Annotated in this window: 13 protein-coding genes; 6 read left to right on the top strand and 7 right to left on the bottom strand. The window is 32.5% G+C overall.

The window, feature by feature from the left end; genetic code table 11:
* Positions 1-35 precede the first annotated feature (35 nt).
* From ACRD62_RS13445 to ACRD62_RS13465, 5 genes are all read left to right on the top strand, one after another.
* On the top strand, positions 36-2,204 hold the full coding sequence (locus tag ACRD62_RS13445) for a peptidase domain-containing ABC transporter (protein WP_430820629.1): 2,169 nt from the start codon (positions 36-38) through the stop codon (positions 2,202-2,204).
* A 36-nt stretch (positions 2,205-2,240) separates the two neighbouring features.
* Entirely contained in the window at positions 2,241-2,450 is a 210-nt protein-coding gene (locus tag ACRD62_RS13450; protein WP_430820630.1) for a hypothetical protein, read from the top strand.
* A 250-nt stretch (positions 2,451-2,700) separates the two neighbouring features.
* Complete coding sequence (locus ACRD62_RS13455; RefSeq protein WP_430820631.1) at positions 2,701-2,910, top strand: class IIb bacteriocin, lactobin A/cerein 7B family; 210 nt, start codon at positions 2,701-2,703, stop codon at positions 2,908-2,910.
* Positions 2,911-2,916: 6 nt separating this feature from the next.
* Positions 2,917-3,090 carry a class IIb bacteriocin, lactobin A/cerein 7B family gene (locus ACRD62_RS13460; RefSeq protein ID WP_430820632.1) on the top strand — a complete coding sequence of 58 codons (174 nt, stop codon included), beginning with the start codon at positions 2,917-2,919 and terminating at the stop codon, positions 3,088-3,090.
* A 444-nt stretch (positions 3,091-3,534) separates the two neighbouring features.
* A complete protein-coding gene (locus tag ACRD62_RS13465) occupies positions 3,535-4,359 on the top strand; it encodes a CPBP family intramembrane glutamic endopeptidase (protein ID WP_430820633.1) in 825 nt (274 codons plus the stop codon).
* 32 nt (positions 4,360-4,391) lie between these two features.
* On the opposite strand, the gene ACRD62_RS13470 is transcribed toward ACRD62_RS13465, so the two are convergent.
* The 7 genes from ACRD62_RS13470 to ACRD62_RS13500 form a co-directional block, all read right to left on the bottom strand.
* A complete protein-coding gene (locus ACRD62_RS13470) occupies positions 4,392-5,372 on the bottom strand; it encodes a sugar transferase (protein ID WP_430820634.1) in 981 nt (326 codons plus the stop codon).
* Between the two features lie 86 nt (positions 5,373-5,458).
* Positions 5,459-6,919 (bottom strand): class I adenylate-forming enzyme family protein, encoded by a 1,461-nt coding sequence (locus ACRD62_RS13475; protein ID WP_430820635.1) that lies wholly within the window; start codon positions 6,917-6,919, stop codon positions 5,459-5,461.
* A 94-nt stretch (positions 6,920-7,013) separates the two neighbouring features.
* Positions 7,014-7,997, bottom strand: coding sequence for an NAD(+) synthase (nadE, locus tag ACRD62_RS13480; RefSeq protein ID WP_430820636.1), 984 nt, complete (start codon positions 7,995-7,997; stop codon positions 7,014-7,016).
* A gap of 11 nt (positions 7,998-8,008) precedes the next feature.
* Positions 8,009-9,982, bottom strand: coding sequence for an asparagine synthase (glutamine-hydrolyzing) (gene asnB / locus ACRD62_RS13485; protein ID WP_430820637.1), 1,974 nt, complete (start codon positions 9,980-9,982; stop codon positions 8,009-8,011).
* 71 nt (positions 9,983-10,053) lie between these two features.
* Positions 10,054-10,296 carry an acyl carrier protein gene (locus ACRD62_RS13490; protein WP_321409500.1) on the bottom strand — a complete coding sequence of 81 codons (243 nt, stop codon included), beginning with the start codon at positions 10,294-10,296 and terminating at the stop codon, positions 10,054-10,056.
* Between the two features lie 323 nt (positions 10,297-10,619).
* Positions 10,620-12,950 carry a GumC family protein gene (locus ACRD62_RS13495; RefSeq protein WP_430820638.1) on the bottom strand — a complete coding sequence of 777 codons (2,331 nt, stop codon included), beginning with the start codon at positions 12,948-12,950 and terminating at the stop codon, positions 10,620-10,622.
* A gap of 8 nt (positions 12,951-12,958) precedes the next feature.
* On the bottom strand, positions 12,959-13,756 hold the full coding sequence (locus tag ACRD62_RS13500; protein ID WP_321409497.1) for a polysaccharide biosynthesis/export family protein: 798 nt from the start codon (positions 13,754-13,756) through the stop codon (positions 12,959-12,961).
* A 575-nt stretch (positions 13,757-14,331) separates the two neighbouring features.
* Between ACRD62_RS13500 and ACRD62_RS13505 the strand changes: the two genes are divergently transcribed.
* Positions 14,332-16,242 (top strand): polysaccharide biosynthesis protein, encoded by a 1,911-nt coding sequence (locus ACRD62_RS13505; RefSeq protein ID WP_430820639.1) that lies wholly within the window; start codon positions 14,332-14,334, stop codon positions 16,240-16,242.
* Positions 16,243-17,135 lie beyond the last annotated feature (893 nt).

Genomic DNA, 17,135 nt, shown 5'->3' on the forward strand with positions numbered 1-17,135 from the left:
AAAGATTGTTTTATCAGTAAAAAGAAGTTTTTGAAATGAAAGTAAAACAACGGGATATTACTGACTGCGGGGCAGCATGTCTTGCATCTATAGCAGGGCACTATAAATTAAAACTTCCTGTATCACGCATCAGGCAAATGGCAGGTACAGATACAAAAGGGACCAATGTTTTGGGCTTAATAGTTGCTGCCGAGAAAATGGGATTTACGGCTAAAGGAGTAAAAGGTAGTATTGATGCCCTGCCTAAAATCCCGTTACCAGCGGTTGCTCATGTTATTATAAATAAAGCACTTCACCATTATATTGTGATTTATAAGGTAAAAGACAAAGTGATTGAGTATATGGATCCAGGTGATGGAAAGTATCACAAAGAATCCATATTAGAATTTGAAAATAAATGGTCAGGTGTTCTGGTCTTATTTGCCCCAAGTGATGATTTTGTTTCGCGAAATGAAAAGGTTTCCAATTTAAGACGTTTCATTTTCCTGCTAAAGCCACATAAAAGTATGATTATTCAGGCCCTAACAGGAGCATTGATTTATACTCTTATAGGATTATCAACATCCATCTATATTCAGAAAATAACGGATTATGTTTTAGTTGATGGAAATACTAATCTTCTTAATCTGTTAAGCTTTGGAATGATTATACTGCTGATCTTTCAACTATTTATTGGAGCATCCAAAACTATTCTGATGTTACGTACTGGACAAAAAATAGATGCCCAACTGATTCTTGGGTATTACAAACATTTATTACGACTTCCTCAACGTTTTTTTGATACTATGCGGGTGGGTGAAATCATTTCACGAATTAACGATGCAGTTAAAATAAGAGCATTTATTAACGATACCAGTGTTGCCTTAGTGGTTAATATATTTATTGTACTTTTCTCGTTTTTTCTGATGTTTATTTACAGCTGGAAACTGGCAATGCTTATGGCCATTATTATTCCTCTATATACCTTAACCTATTTTATTGCGAATAAACTAAATAAAAAGCAGGAACGAAAAGTAATGGAAAATGCAGCTGAGCTTGAGAGTCAACTTGTAGAATCTCTTAATTCGATGAAAACAATCAAGCAATTTGGATTAGAAGATTTTACCAATTTCAAAACAGAAACCCGATTCATCACTTTATTAAAGACAGTATATAAATCAGGTTTAAACTCTGTTTTTTCGGCAAATTCTTCAGAATTTTTAAGCCGTTTATTTACTATTATCTTATTATGGATAGGTTCATATTTTGTGATTGATCAATCCATAACTCCCGGAGAACTTTTATCATTTTATGCAATTATAGGATATTTTACCTCTCCAGCCGCCGGACTTATAGGTATGAATAAAACAGTTCAGAATGCTTTGATTGCTGCTAATCGATTATTCGAGATTATGGACCTGGAACGTGAATCTGAAGAAAATAGAATTGAACTGAGAAAGGAATTAATTGGTGATATAATATTCGATAAAGTCACATTTAGTTATGGCACTCGCACAGATGTTTTCGAAAATTTCTCACTAACTATACCACAAGGGCAAATAACAGCTATTATTGGAGATAGTGGATCGGGCAAAACCACTTTAACCGCGTTAATTCAAAAGCTATATCCTATAAATTCAGGTAATATTACAATAGGAAAGCACAATATTAATTATTATCATACTGAAAGCCTCAGAAAATTGATCGCTTCGGTGCCTCAAAAGCTCAGTTTATTTGCAGGTAATATCATTGAAAATATAGCTGTCGGAGAATTCCACCCTGACATAGAAAAGATACTGGAAGTATGCAATCAACTGGGAATATTAAAATTTATTGAAGGTCTGCCCAATGGATTTAACACTTACCTGGGTGAAGATGGAGCCATATTAAGTGGTGGACAAAAACAAAGATTGGCAATAGCAAGAGCATTATATCGCGATCCGGAAATATTAATACTTGACGAAGCGACCTCTTCGCTCGATTCAGAATCTGAAAATTATGTACAAATAACGATAGATGAGTTTACAAAACAGGGTAAAACTATCATCCTGATTGCCCATCGTTTAAGTACAGTTATGAATGCTGATAAAATTGTTGTACTTGAAAACGGGAAGGTAATTGAAGAAGGTACCCATTATCAACTATTTGATAAACAAGGAAAATACTTTAGCATGTGGTCAAAACAGATGCCTCATATAAAAAGTGAAATACCTACAAAAATCTAAAATATTAAAAGTATAAATAACCTATATATAGCCATTATGTCAAAACTATCAAGAACTATTGAATCCATGGAACGTATCCATATGTTAATTAAACGTAGGGCAACCGGCACTCCCAATGAATTATCAGAACGAATGGAAATATCAAAGGCATCGCTTCATCGTATACTTGATGTTATGAAAGAGTTGGGTGCTCCAATTGAATATAGTGCTGTTGATCAAAGCTATATATATATACTACATATGTAACCTTTTATTGTGGTTTTTATATGAAAGAACTTCAGGAGCAGGAACAACAAAAAATAAATGGTGGATTTACAATCTTAAAAAAATTAGCCCATAATATAATAATCTCAAAAAATGAGACTGAGATATTTTAATATTGTTTATGTAGCGTTACAAACAATCCCGATGAATAAGCTTGCAACTTACACTTCACCGGGATGCCGACCGTAGTCGGCACAAAATTAAACATTTTATTAACTTAAAATTTTGTGTGATGAAAAATTTAAATGAGTTAGGTGTTCAGGAATTGGATACAATGGAAATGCAGAAAACTGATGGAGGAATTATTCCTTTGCTAATCGCAGGTGCTATTGGATGGGGAAGTTTTGCCCTTAGAACAGCAGTTATTGGAGCAGCTGCGTATCTAATTGGAAATGATATACTAGACAGTTATGAAGAAGGATATGAAGCAGGAAATAATTAATAAATTATGATTGAAGAACTAAGTGATAAGGAATTGAAAACAGTTAACGGAGGTATTGCACCGGTTGTTGCTGTTTTGACAGCTTTTGGAGTCATTGGAGCTATTGATAGAACTGCGTACTACATAGGATATGTACATGGATGGATAGATAAACAAATTGATGAATTAACAAATGATTGATAATATGCTGCTCTTCATTTTGTAATCACCCATAATGAAGAGCAGCTAAAAAAAAATAAAATGGTCAAAAAATTATTCAAACTATTATTAATAATCTTTGCTGGTTTTGGGATAAGAATTTTCATTTTGAAAGTAATCTTATTTATACCTAGCTTCATTGGCTTTGATGTAATTGTCTTTAATGATCTTATTTCAGATATACTATTAGTGGTCATTATATTGGTATTGTTTATTATATCTCTGAAGGAGGGATATTGGAAAAGAAATAGTATATTCTAACATTGATTAGTTCGTTTTTAGTCAGAAGACAGCATTTTATCTCGCATATAATTGAATAATATCTTTTCAATTAATATTATAAGATACAATATGTAATTATTACAAAAAAACTATTAATCATTCTATTTTACTCTTATTCAAACTTTAGAGATAAATTATTATTCGATGAAAAAGGTACTAATATTTATTATCCCTTATTTGTTTACAGTAAGTCTTTTTCAATTCATAGGAGCACAATTATCTGGCATCTCTATATTGAATATGAATCACATACGATCAAGCAATCAAATACTAACTATTAAATTTTTTGATCTGATTGGGACATTAATTATTGTATCTATTTTTGTTAAGTACTTTTTTAAGGATTCATTTTTAGATTTAGGTTTTAAAAAAACAGGATTTAGTAAACAATTTGTAGCAGCAACTCTTCTTGTATGCACTGGTATATCTACTGTGTTTTTTATACTATTAACTATAAATGAAATTAAAATTGCTTCGATCAATTTTAACTTTTGGGAACTAATAAAGTCTTGTCTGATATTTTTATGTGTTGCCTTTATTGAAGAATTATTGTTTCGTGGGTATATACAAAAATATTTAATGCAATCAATGAATAAATATATTGCCCTGATTGTTGCATCAATATTTTTTTCAATTGCTCATTTCTTAAATCCTAACATTTCAATTATTGGTACAGTTGGTATTTTTACTTTAGGATTATTATTGGGGTTAAGTTACATCTATACTAAAAGTTTGTGGTTTCCAATTGTTTTTCATTTTTGGTGGAACTTTATACAGGTGCATTTGGGTTTTAATGTTAGTGGAAAAGAGCTTTATTCACTAACTGAATTATCAAAACAAGCACCTAACATTCTGAATGGTGGAGCCTTTGGCTTTGAAGGATCTTTGCTTTCATTTCCTGCGCAAATGATAATATTGGCTGGCTTATACTTCTTCTTCAGGCAAAACACTATAACATTGAAAACTTAGACTTCATAAAGACACTGAAAGTTTTAACTAATCTACGAACTATGAATCCTACCTGAAAGCACATTAAATAAAGCCATAAAACAGTACTTTACATCAGTCCAGTGAGGATGCTTTTCCTTTTCTTTAAAATAGATTCTTTCCGCTTCAATATTACCCTCACTATCAGGCATATTTAATGCAACATATGGTGGTACACAACCCGGTTTATAAGTCACTCTAATAGTCCGTACATCCTCAGGTAATTCCATAAAACGTGCCTTGCTCAAAGGCCGAACACCTACAATGGCTAATTCACCCTTAATAAGGTTATATAACTGAGGTAATTCATCAATCCAGTATTTTCGTACAAAACGACCTAATCTGGTTAATCGAAAATCATTCTTTGGCTTTCCTTTTTCATTATAACCATTCATCCCAACCACATATTCCTGAAGATACTCGGAATACGGATACATTGTTCTTATCTTGAAAACCTTTAGTTCTTTACCATCTTTTCCGATACGCGTCATAGGTATAATTAACCTATCAGAACCTCCAGGTTCAGATTTGGGTAAATCAATCTTCATTACGCAGAGATGCAACGAACCATTAATACTTCTAAAATCAATAATGGTAAATCCTGCATTTACAAGACGTCCCATTGTTTCAGCCTTTGATTTAGAATTCCCGGGCTTAAATTCTATAAATTTCTTTGATGATTGATCAACGTTACAAAATAAAATACCACCATCCTTAAGTAAATAGTTTAGCTGGTATAAATAACTCTGACCATCTTCGAATGTTAAAGGATTGAAATCCACCAATACATTCAATCCTGATTCAGACAGAGTTGATTTTGGTTGATTTAATCTTCTTACAACTACTTTTTCCTGAGTTATTGAGGCATTTTCAGTTATAAAAGAATAGACTTCTTCACCATGACTTTTAATTAAATCATGTAAACTACTCCAACCATATCGATTCTCGAGTCTTTTAGTTGAATTTTTAAATTTAGAAGCCCCACCTGATGCCATCTCCTCAAATATTTATCCAATTATACTCAAATATAAAGGATTAAGTAATAATTAATTGATAATATTTTAGGAATGTTTGATGAAACCTATAACTTCTTAACTTTTTTACCGGCAGCATTTACATCAACATTATCTTTGAATTCAATGATACCCGGCACCTTATAGGCTGTTAATTTTGATGCACAATGCTCTTTAATATCATTAGTCGTTAAATATTTATATTCTTTATTCAACACTACAACAGCCTTAATTCCTTCCCCTAAAAATTCATCAGTAACTGCCTCAACAGTGCAATCAATAACACCAGACATGCCAACAATCACCTCTTCTATTTCTTTCGGACTGACTCTTCGTCCTCCAACTTTAATAATCTCCTTCTTACGTGCGGCATGATAAATAAAACCCTCTTCATCAACGGTAGCTAAATCACCTGTGTGTAACCATCCATTTCTAATTGCAGTATTGGTCTCATCTTCATCCATATAATACCCAAGCATTACATTATCCCCTTTGGCAATGATTTCCCCAACAACACCGGGTTTCACCTCTACACCCTTATCATCTACAACTTTTAATTCAACAAAGGGAATACCTTTTCCCAAAGATCCTGATTTACTATCTAATAAATCAGGGGGAAGAAATGAAAGTCGTGCAGTAGCTTCTGTCTGTCCATACATTACATAAAACATGGTTTCAGGTTTTGAATCCCTGAACTCCTTAATAAACGTTGTATGTAATTTACCTCCAGCCTGAGTTACATATCTTAATTCCGGAAAAGAAGTATTTTTAAACGAATCAGATTTTCGTAAAAGAATTTGAAAATGACTTGGAACACCTGCAAAACCGGTACATTTATATTTATCCAGATCACTTAATACAGACCCTATAAAGATAAATGTATTATTCAGAACTATCTTACCTCCAACCTTAAGATGAGTATGTAATAAAGATAGGCCATAACAATAATAAAATGGCAGAACAACCTCCATTATATCACTTTCCTTAAGTTGCAGATAGCTAATAATTGATTTTGTATTGGCAATTAAATTTTTGTGTGACAACATCACACCTTTAGGCAAAGAAGTCGATCCTGAAGTAAAAATTATCTGAGCTAACTTATTCTCATCAATTGGCTCTTCTGCCCAATTCAGGTCAATTTCCAATGAAGTTATTGAACTAATAAATTCTTCACCCCAAATTAAATTATCATCCAGTTTTAGTCTTTTACAAACCTGCTTTACCATAAAAACATGATCTGTCTCACATATACTTTTTATGTAATGGTATTGATCAGCCTCTATAGCCGGATTTAATGGAACCACCACATTACCCGACTTCATTATAGCTAAATAACTTATAATAAAGAAAGAGCTATTCGGCGATAATAAGAGAATTTTTTTATCTGCTCCAACATTCTCTTTCAACCAGTTTGATAAAATAAGAACTGACTTAGTAAGGTCAGAAAAGCTAAGCTCTTCAGACCTTCCCAAAACAAATAATTCTCTATTATCAGTATGTTCCGAAAGTAAATAATCAACACAATTCATTTTACCAAGTCAAAAGTTTAAAAAGCCCCGATAGCTATCGGGGAAAGGCAAAAGATGATTAAATCAGCCTGATCAATTCCGGCCTATCAATTGATTAACATGGATAATCATGAATAGGAGGACGACGCAAATAGTCTGTTGTCTTTTTCTTACGCTCGAAATTCTTAAATATCTTTATTACAGCTTCTTCTGATAGATTCATTGCAGGAGCCACTTCTGATGCTGTATATCCGTTTTCCCAACCATACCATAACAAATCCATATCTTCGAATGGCATTTGGTAAAAGAATTCTTCCTGGGTTTGCTCAGCTGAATAGGTATCGGTTGTTGGAGTACGATCAATAATTTCCTGCGGAACACCTAAATAACGGGCAATTTCATAAACCTGAGTTTTAAAAAGATTACCTATCGGCATAACATCCGCACCACCATCACCATATTTCACAAAGAAACCTTGTTCCACCTCATGTTTATTAGGAGTACCTATAACAGCGTAATGCAAAGCCTCGGCATGATAATACAACATGGACATTCTGCTTCGTTGCTTAAAGTTTGAAGCAGCTACTATCTGTAAGTATTCATTCATTGGCAGACGCTCACTTTTTTGAGATCCATCGGCAAAAATAACAGTAACATGAAATACAGGTGGAAGATTTTTTCTGATCAATTCTTCAGGAATAACAATCTTCATCTTATCCGTTAATGGATTAAACTCAGGAATAACCCTTTTTACAGCTTCATCCCTTCTTTGGTAACATTTAAAACCATCCAAAGCACCACTGATATTTTCCTCAATTACCTTTACTCCGAATTTAGAAGTCAATTTCTGTGCAAACTCCTTGCTATCTGGACTTGAATCTTTCTCAGGCAACATCACTCCCAATAAATTTTCAGATCCAAAAGCCTTAGTCGCTAAAGCTAAAGTTACTGAAGAATCAATCCCACCACTAACACCAATCACGCCACCTCTTCTTTTTAATACCTGATGAACATCCTGCTTCAGTTTAGAACAAATATCATTGATTGTTTTATCAATATCTTTAAGCTTAATTATATCTCTTGAGAATTTTTCTTTCATTGTATATGAGTTTAAAGTTTTCTGTTACGTACAACTCCCTTGATTAACATCCTTTCATCCAGGGGCTGATAGTTTTTGATATATTGGTTATATAAAATCTGAGTCGACAAAATACCAATCAATGCCATGTTATCAACCTCAGTAATCAAACCACCTTTATTAAGTTTGATTAATAAAGATGCAACAGTATTCGGATTGAATAATCCTGACTCCAGTATAGAAGACGGATTAAGATATTTATCTATTAATTCTTTTCCATGTGTCATTATTGCACTTGCAACAGGAGCACGATAGGCCTGCTTGGGTCTTTTAACAATTGAATCCGGTAACCTGCCTTGCATCATTTTTTTGACAAGGTATTTCTCATTCAAACCTTTCAATTTAAAATCATCCGGTAAAGCAGCACAAAACTCAATTATCCGATGATCCAGGAACGGATATCGACCTTCTACAGAATTGGCCATTGCTACCCTGTCGCCCTGTGAAGAAAGCAAATATCCCGACATAAAGACTGTTGACTCAATATACTGAGCTTTTTCCAAAGTACTATAACTTGATACTCTCTCCACAATACTTTCAGAATATTCTTTTACTGGATCATATTCATTGATAACACTTTTCAAACCTTCCGAAAAATGAGTACTCAGATTAGTCCCATTTTTCCATCTCAATAAATGAGAATATACAGGTGAATCTGTCTCCTTCAGTTTATAACCGAAAAACATTTTAAGCATTGAAGGAGATGCATCTCGTAACTGTGGTATATATGGATAAAGTTTTTTTAAGAGTAACGATCTGTATTTAGAATCCGGATACTTTGCCCAAAATTGCCTTACAACAGCTTCTTTAAAGATATTGTATCCACCCAGATTCTCATCAGCTCCTTCACCCGTAATAACAACCTTAATATCACTTTCCCGAACCAAACCTGATAATTTCATCATTGGAATAGGGGAAGTCCGGAATAATGGAGCTTCCGAATGCCATATGGCCCTTTCCAATAAATCAGGTATATCTGAATCATTGGTTGAGATAAAATGATGCCTGGTTTTAAAATAATCTGATACTTCTTTTTGATAGCAAGATTCATCAAATGTACCATCCTGAAATCCAATGGAGAATGTATTAAGATTATCAGGCTGTACTTGCTTGATAAAGGAAGTGGTTACACTTGAATCCAATCCTCCGCTTAAATAAGCTGCTACCGGAACATCAGCTCTCAAGCGTAAATCAACAGAATCTTTAAAAAGAGCTTCAAACTCATCCACAGCATCATTTATGTTTCCTTGAAATTTTTTCTGATAAAAATCTAATTGCCAGTATCTTTTAATTTCTGTTTTTCCTTTTGAATATAAAAGAGTATGCCCAGGAGGTAATTCATGTATACCTTCAAAAACTGTATCTGGAGAAATGGTTGTCCAGAAAGTAAATGTCTGTTTTAATCCTTTTAATGATATTGAACGATCAATACCCGGATATTCAAATAGTGATTTAATTTCTGATGCAAATACAAAACTATCTTCCAGAAGATTATAAAACAAAGGACGAATACCCACCCTGTCACGAGCCATAAATAACTCTTCTTTCTTCTCATCCCAAATAGCAAAAGCAAACTGCCCATTTAATTGCTTCATGCATGATTCTCCATATTCTTCATACATATGAAGCACAACCTCAGTATCGCAATTTGTTTTAAACTGATGCCCTTTTTGCTTAAGTTGCTCCCGAAGTTCAATATAATTAAAAACCTCACCATTATAGGCTATCCATAAACTGCCATCTTCGTTGCTTAATGGTTGCTGACCACTTTTTAAATCAACAATACTCAAACGCACGTTACCCATCGTACATCGATCAGACAGATGAAGCCCCATCTCATCCGGACCACGATGATTGATCCTGTTGAGCATTCGATTTATTAAAATCTCATACTCATTGAGGTCTTGGTTTGAATTATAATTTATAAATCCGGCAATTCCACACATAGATTGGTTTATTTGAATAAAAAATGAGTTAGTCCATGCACTAACCCATTTTTGATATCTTTCAGGATAATTTAACTGGCAAGAGACATTTTACGTCCCACAAAATCCGCAATCCGCTCTACACTTCCAAAATTCTCTTCTTGCAACTCTGTATCATCTGTCACTATTCCAAATTCTGACTCCAGGAAATTAATCAATCCCAGTAATCCCATTGAATCGAAAATTCCTTCATCAAATATCATCGTATCATCATTAAAAGAGTTCACATCAGTGAATGTAGTCTCAGCAATAAATTCTTTAATCTTATCTTTCATTTCCCTTATTATAAAAGTTAATTATATTTTTCATAACTCTGTGTTAAAATACAAAAAGAGAAAACGTAATGTTATACTTCTTTGTCTAATCCCTCAAATTATTGGATTAAGGTAAGTTTTGAAGGTGTTAAACATCGTAGTTAAATCTCAAAAACAATTACAAGTTAACGTCCTCAATAAGAAGCCAATTAATATTTAAGTAATTAAAGATTCAGTTTAAATATTTAAACACTGAGTTACATTCCTAATCTTCCCCTCTTTTCTCACCAAAAACATCAACAATATAAGTGATATATTTTCGCTTATGGTTATTTAATTTATTTTCAAGATGTGTAATAATTACTCTTTAGACCATATTGGTACCCATACGAATATCCTCTCTTCCTTATGGGTAAACCGTTAATACAAAGAGTAACATTACTCATTTTCATTAGATTCTCACTTTGTAAAACATTTAGAAAGACTTTTTTGGGTGTGTAATTATGTCTGACTGCAAGAATATTAATATCTGAAAATTTAGAAAGTAATATGGCATCGGATACCAAACCTAAAGGAGGTGTATCAATTATAATCACATCATACAATTGTTTTAATTCTGTAAATAATATATTGGTAGCATCACCTGCAATCAATTCTACAGGATTTGGTGGAATTTCACCCGTCATTATAATATCCAGATTTTTTATGGTAGTTTGTTCAATCAGATGCTTTCGACTTTCATTTAAATGACCATTAAGCAGAAATCGACTCAAACCATGATTATTCTCCTTCAAATTGAGAGTACTATGTAAACTTGGCTTTCTTAAATCAAACCCTAATAAAATAGTTTTTTTACCCAACTGAGCATATGATATGGCTAAATTAGAGGCACAAAACGACTTTCCTTCTCCCGGCAAAGAAGAAGTTATCATAATTGTCTTGCACCCTGAGTTTGAATTATAAAATTCAAGTGATGTACGAATACTTCTATAAGCCTCAGCAATAGCAGACCTCGGGTTTTCTATAGCTTCTATCCCTTTTATTTTTTTTGATTGTTGAGGTACAGATCCAACAAGAGGTACATCAAACCCTTCCAAATCATCCTTATCCTGAATTTTATCATTTAAAAATACAATTAGTAATATTATGCCTGTTGGAATAAATAGGCCCAGAAATACAACCGTGAAGGCAATTTTTAATAAATTAGGTTGTATTCTTCCCTTGGGAATTGCATATTCAATAATTTCATTATCTGGCAAATTAGATGCTTTAGCCAATTGAGCATCCGATCTTTTTTGTAATAAGTAAGTATACAACTGTTCATTCATTTCAAAATTACGCTGAATATCCAATAATTTTTGCTCAGTTTTAGGCAATTTCCTAATCTGATAACTTAGATTCATAATTCTATTATCTAAATCCTTTAACTGACTATTGGTTGTATTGATCAGACTCTTGGTAATTTCTGTGATCGAGTTTTTAATAGTTGATATTCTACGGTCAATACTTTTTATATTCGGATTGTCAACACGGGAGTTAAATTGCAGACTTGCCTTTTCTGCATTTAAGGTTGATAATTCAGCAATTTGTGACATTAATGTCGGATCCGAAACATTTTGAGAAGAAGGAGCACTTATCTGCTGACTGGCATCTGTATTGTTTTGAATATAGTCAACCAAATAATTATAATAATCCAATTCCTCCTGTAAATTATAACGTTGAGTTTCCAAATCCTGAGATTGCTGGATAATCATTTGACCCTGCATACTCACATCCATTACTTCATTATTGGATCTGAAATCCTGCAGTACCATTTTTGCATTCTCAAGAGAATCTGTTACACCAATTAACTGATTATCTATAAAACTGATTTTATTATTAGCTATCTGATTTTTCTTTTCCAAGGTATAAGTTACCGAATTATGAGCCAGTTTATTCAGAAAATCCATTCCTTTCTGAATATTATTTTCAGTGATTGATATTTCGTGTATTGAAGAACCCTGTACCTGCCTGATACTTAATCTGGATTTATAACTGGAAATCAATCTACCTAATGAATTAAATTGAAAAGAATAATCCATACCAATATAATGTTTCCGCTTTACTAATTCATCCACAGGTAAAATACTGAAAGAAAAACCTGTTTCATTGATCTTTTCAAAGAAAGAAGCTTTCCTCTTATATTCATTATCTCCTTCAATAGTTAAATAAAACTCCTTATCATTAATAAATTTAACATGAAAAAGATGTGAACTTAAGCTCGTTTGGGTTGTATCTACAATTACCTTGAAAGGTGATTCTTTATAAATTTCTGTTGTTAATAACATCCCGGACAAAAAATATGAAACTGAGAAATCCAGCTGCCTGATCGTTTTCTCTACCTGATTGGATGAAGTCAAAATTATTAACTGGTTTTCAATATTACTTTGCCAACCAAGTTTAACTCCAGACAACACATCTTCTTCACTTCCGCCAATAGAAGAACGGTCATTCTCTCCTCCTGAAATTAAAAGTTGAGTACTAATCTGGTAAATTGGTGTTGTAGTTCGATAAATGTATACACCACCTGCAGTAAAAATAATAAGGAAAAGTGGAATCCAATACCAATATTCCAGAGCTCTGAATAGAATTTTTCGAATATCAATATTATTATGATTTAATTCAGTATTTATCATTTTGTCTGTTAATTGTTTGCATTGTTAATAAACTGAGTTTGATAAAATGTATACATTAACAATACAGTATTTAAAAGAGTTAATGTCATTCCAATAGGTATTTGACTTAAATTCAATGATTTCAATCTTCTTGGTTCAACATAAATTATATCTCCTGGTTTAAGATAATAATAAGGTGAAAACATTATTTTTTCATCCAGTGTATTGATCACAATCATTTGTTGAGTTTCTCCATCCTGCCTGATCAACCTTACTTTTTTGCGATTAGCAAAATCAGTCAAATCTCCGGCCATACTTATAGCTTCTAATAGATTTACCTCTTCTGCATATAATAAGAACCTTCCTGGATTTGTAACTTCTCCAATAATAGTTATATTATCATTTAGTAATTTAACATTTACACTACTTTCTTCAATAAATTTGCTTACTGCCAATTGAATTTTATCCCTTACCTGATCCAGGGTTAAATTAGCTACATAAATTTTACCAACAAAGGGATAATTAATGGAACCATCCAACTCAACCCGATAACCAATTAAACTGGCTGCCATTGGGTTATCAATGGTATTATTTGTACTACCCACATCATTATTTAAGAAGGCAGAGGTCCTGGAATCTAAACTTGTGACTCTAATATATAAATTATCATTGGGTTTGATGAGATATGACGTTTTCTCAGGATTATAAGCACTCTCAATTCTATCAAGCTCTTTAGCCAATTCTCCTTGCAGATATATTGATTTCTTCAATGGCACACAAGAACTCATTATTAAAAGGTTAATAAATATTACAATGTTTTTCTTCATAATTCAGGTTCCTTAAAAAAGAAAATTTAATTCTATTAATAGATTTCTCAATTTATCTAATTAAACAAAGATAAGTTCTAAGGTTCTATTTTAATCAGTCATTTAACAATGTTGGTCAAAAAAACAAATGATAGGCAATTTTACGCACTCTCTTTCTACAATAAAGAATCCATTGATAAACAATTTAGTCATAAACCAGCAAAAAAAACAACAATTCACATTAAACCCTGAATATGTACACTTTACACTCCAACAACATCAATTCAAAATATATTTTCGAACTTTCTTTTTTGTTGACATTTTCTATTGATTCAACCTTTCAAATAATACATTCGTCATAAACTTAAATACAAAATCAATTTAAAAAATGTATTTGTCTAATGCTTGTAATATATTGCGTTTATGGAATCTTTGTCATAATGATTTTTCAATAAGCACCCAAAAAGGTTCATGTAAAACTTTGAAACTAAATTCAAGTTTTACGTTTTAAAAATAAATAAAATCCGAGTGTTTTTTTGAAGTAATTATTTTATCATTTTAAGAAACCCGGAATAAAAATTTAAACGATTGCAGGTATGAAATCTTTACTATTAAAAGTATTTAATGGTCGGATAGTATCCCCTTGGTTGATTCTGCTAATAGATCTTAGCATAGTAGCTAACGCTTTTATAATATCATATATTGTCAGGCTAAATGTACTTTTATCATCTTACTCAGTCTCCGATTTAACACTAAGTTCTCTTTGGGTTCTCTTAATCTACCTGTTGTCATTCCTTATATATGGGTCCTTTAAAGGTATAATCAGACACAGCAGTTACAATGAATTTAAAATAATGATAATTACCAGCTTATCTGCATTTTCATTTCTGTTTGGTTTAAATTACATTATTGAATATTTCAATTTAAACTGGATTTATATTTCCCAGCTTGTTTTGATAATGCATTTTTCGCTAACAGTTATTTTAACAATAGGATTCAGAATGATTGTTAAAGAAATGTATGGTTTCCTGACTAAAAAACAAGCATTTGATAATGTTCTTATTTATGGTGCCGGGGACATGGCACAGATTACAATGGAGGCTATTAAAAATGACAAAGAAAATCATTACAATGTTCTAGGCTTTATTGATGACAAGGTTTCAAAAATTGGAATACAAGTTAATTCCTGTCCGGTAATATCATGGAAAAAAGCACTTGAAACAGGTAAAAGCAGAAATGTTCAAATTATTATCCTGGCAGTCAGAAATATAAGTGTTCAAAAGAAACATGAAATATCGCAAGCCTGTATTGATAATGGTTGGAAATTAAAAGTGATGCCTTCTGTACAAAATTGGGTTAATGGAATTTCCAATGAAAAACAAATCAGGGATATTCAGATTGACGATATACTTGGCAGGGATGAAATTCAATTAAATCTCGGCAAAATTATGGTTGGGCTAGATGGGAAAGTTATTCTTGTAACTGGTGCCGCTGGATCAATTGGATCTGAAATAGTTAGACAACTATTGCGATTCAGTGTTCAAAAGATTATCATGCTGGATATTGCTGAATCAGCTTTATATGATCTGCAACAAGAACTCATTCTAAGTCATAGCGATGCTCCCTTTGATGTCGTTCTGGCTGATGTAACCAACAGAAAAAGGATTGAAGATATTTTTCAGCTATATAAACCGGATATAGTATTTAATGCAGCCGCCTATAAGCATGTTCCCTTAATGGAAACTTATCCTTATGAAGCAATCCGTGTTAATATAGGAGGAGCTAAGCTATTAGCTGATTTAGCTGTAAAACATAAGGTGCAAAAATTTGTTATGATTTCAACAGATAAGGCGGTTAACCCGACCAATGTGATGGGTACCTCCAAACGCATTTGTGAAATTTATATACAAGCTTTGTCCCAGCTTAAGAATATCGAAACAGCATTTATCACTACCCGATTTGGAAACGTATTAGGATCAAATGGTTCTGTTGTACCTTTATTTAAAAAACAAATAGCACAGGGTGGACCAATTACAGTGACACATAAAGATATTACCCGTTATTTTATGACCATTCCTGAAGCTTGTCAATTAGTACTGGAAGCAGGTTTTATGGGCGAAGGTGGAGAGATCTTTCTATTTGATATGGGAGAGCCGGTTAAGATTGTGGACCTGGCAACTGAAATGATCCGTCTATCAGGATTAAAAGTTGATGAAGATATTAAAATCACATATACCGGTTTACGTCCCGGAGAAAAGTTATATGAGGAGCTTTTAGCCTCTAAAGAAAACACGCTTCCAACTCACCATGATAAAATAATGATTGGCAAAGTCAGGAAACATGATTATGATACCGTAAATAAAAAAGTTAAAGAATTACTATTTGCCTTACAAATTGAGAATAACAATCTACTGGTTAGCAGAATGAAAGAGTTGGTTCCTGAATATATTTCTCAAAACAGTGAGTTCAGTAAATTAGATAAACAATTGGAAAGTAGTGAATTGTAGATGGTGAATGGTGGATAGTGGATGGTGGATAGTGGATGGTGGATAGTAGATAATGATTAGTTGTTAATGTATTATAATTACCTAAATATATTCTGGATAATATTAATACCTGATCATAATCATACCAGTTTGACCTCAAAGATAAATTGAAGCGATAATAATCAGATCGGCATAGTAAAAGCTGCACCGATGTTATGAAATTTAGTGTCATTTTTCATTTCTTTAAACATTGAACTACTCCGTAGTTGTTATATTCTATACTTAAATCCGTAATTGTTTTTAACCACAAATTACACAGATTTCACCAATTAAATTTTATGGTTTGCTTAATCTATTAGATCGTTAGACTTCTAGATTTTAGACCACTAGACTACTTTCAAGATACTCTTTATCGATTAAATAAATAAATTAAGTTTAAAATTACATTGTACTAAAAACCAATGTATTGCAAAGGTTTAAAGAAGTCTTAAAAATTGACTGTAATAGCCGTGGACTTTAGCCCTCGGTATTTGTAAAGCAGCAAATCCGTCGCACACAGAAACCTGAAATGATTTTCGATATACGATTTATTATTTATGATGTGTTATTTTTAGGATTTGAGTGTAGATAAGTTTAACTGTTAAATTGTTAATTTGGTCTTTTTCTATGGTATTAATGATCAATTGATATAATATACTCTTCATAAATGTGCTTGAATAAAATCAATAATCGTTGAGTTTAATTAAAATGCTGTTCGAATAAGCCTGAATGGATGACTGTTATTGCCGGTGGCTTTAGCCCACAGTATGAGTCGAGCTATAAATCCGTCGCACAAAGTAGCCAGCTTTGCCGATTAACACTATTGCGACGTCAAGTCTGATTTTATTCACACCATTACTTCTGTCATCAGTTAT

Source organism: Carboxylicivirga caseinilyticus (assembly GCF_050589785.1).
Taxonomy (GTDB): domain Bacteria; phylum Bacteroidota; class Bacteroidia; order Bacteroidales; family Marinilabiliaceae; genus Carboxylicivirga; species Carboxylicivirga caseinilyticus.

What these genes read in the sequence shown, in the direction of transcription:
- ACRD62_RS13445 (WP_430820629.1), top strand. Translation starts at nt 36, where the DNA reads ATGAAAGTAAAACAACGGGATATTACTGACTGCGGGGCAGCATGTCTT.
- ACRD62_RS13450 (WP_430820630.1), top strand. Translation starts at nt 2,241, where the DNA reads ATGTCAAAACTATCAAGAACTATTGAATCCATGGAACGTATCCATATG.
- ACRD62_RS13455 (WP_430820631.1), top strand. Translation starts at nt 2,701, where the DNA reads ATGAAAAATTTAAATGAGTTAGGTGTTCAGGAATTGGATACAATGGAA.
- ACRD62_RS13460 (WP_430820632.1), top strand. Translation starts at nt 2,917, where the DNA reads ATGATTGAAGAACTAAGTGATAAGGAATTGAAAACAGTTAACGGAGGT.
- ACRD62_RS13465 (WP_430820633.1), top strand. Translation starts at nt 3,535, where the DNA reads ATGAAAAAGGTACTAATATTTATTATCCCTTATTTGTTTACAGTAAGT.
- ACRD62_RS13470 (WP_430820634.1), bottom strand. Translation starts at nt 5,372, where the DNA reads ATGGCATCAGGTGGGGCTTCTAAATTTAAAAATTCAACTAAAAGACTC.
- ACRD62_RS13475 (WP_430820635.1), bottom strand. Translation starts at nt 6,919, where the DNA reads ATGAATTGTGTTGATTATTTACTTTCGGAACATACTGATAATAGAGAA.
- nadE (WP_430820636.1), bottom strand. Translation starts at nt 7,997, where the DNA reads ATGAAAGAAAAATTCTCAAGAGATATAATTAAGCTTAAAGATATTGAT.
- asnB (WP_430820637.1), bottom strand. Translation starts at nt 9,982, where the DNA reads ATGTGTGGAATTGCCGGATTTATAAATTATAATTCAAACCAAGACCTC.
- ACRD62_RS13490 (WP_321409500.1), bottom strand. Translation starts at nt 10,296, where the DNA reads ATGAAAGATAAGATTAAAGAATTTATTGCTGAGACTACATTCACTGAT.
- ACRD62_RS13495 (WP_430820638.1), bottom strand. Translation starts at nt 12,950, where the DNA reads ATGATAAATACTGAATTAAATCATAATAATATTGATATTCGAAAAATT.
- ACRD62_RS13500 (WP_321409497.1), bottom strand. Translation starts at nt 13,756, where the DNA reads ATGAAGAAAAACATTGTAATATTTATTAACCTTTTAATAATGAGTTCT.
- ACRD62_RS13505 (WP_430820639.1), top strand. Translation starts at nt 14,332, where the DNA reads ATGAAATCTTTACTATTAAAAGTATTTAATGGTCGGATAGTATCCCCT.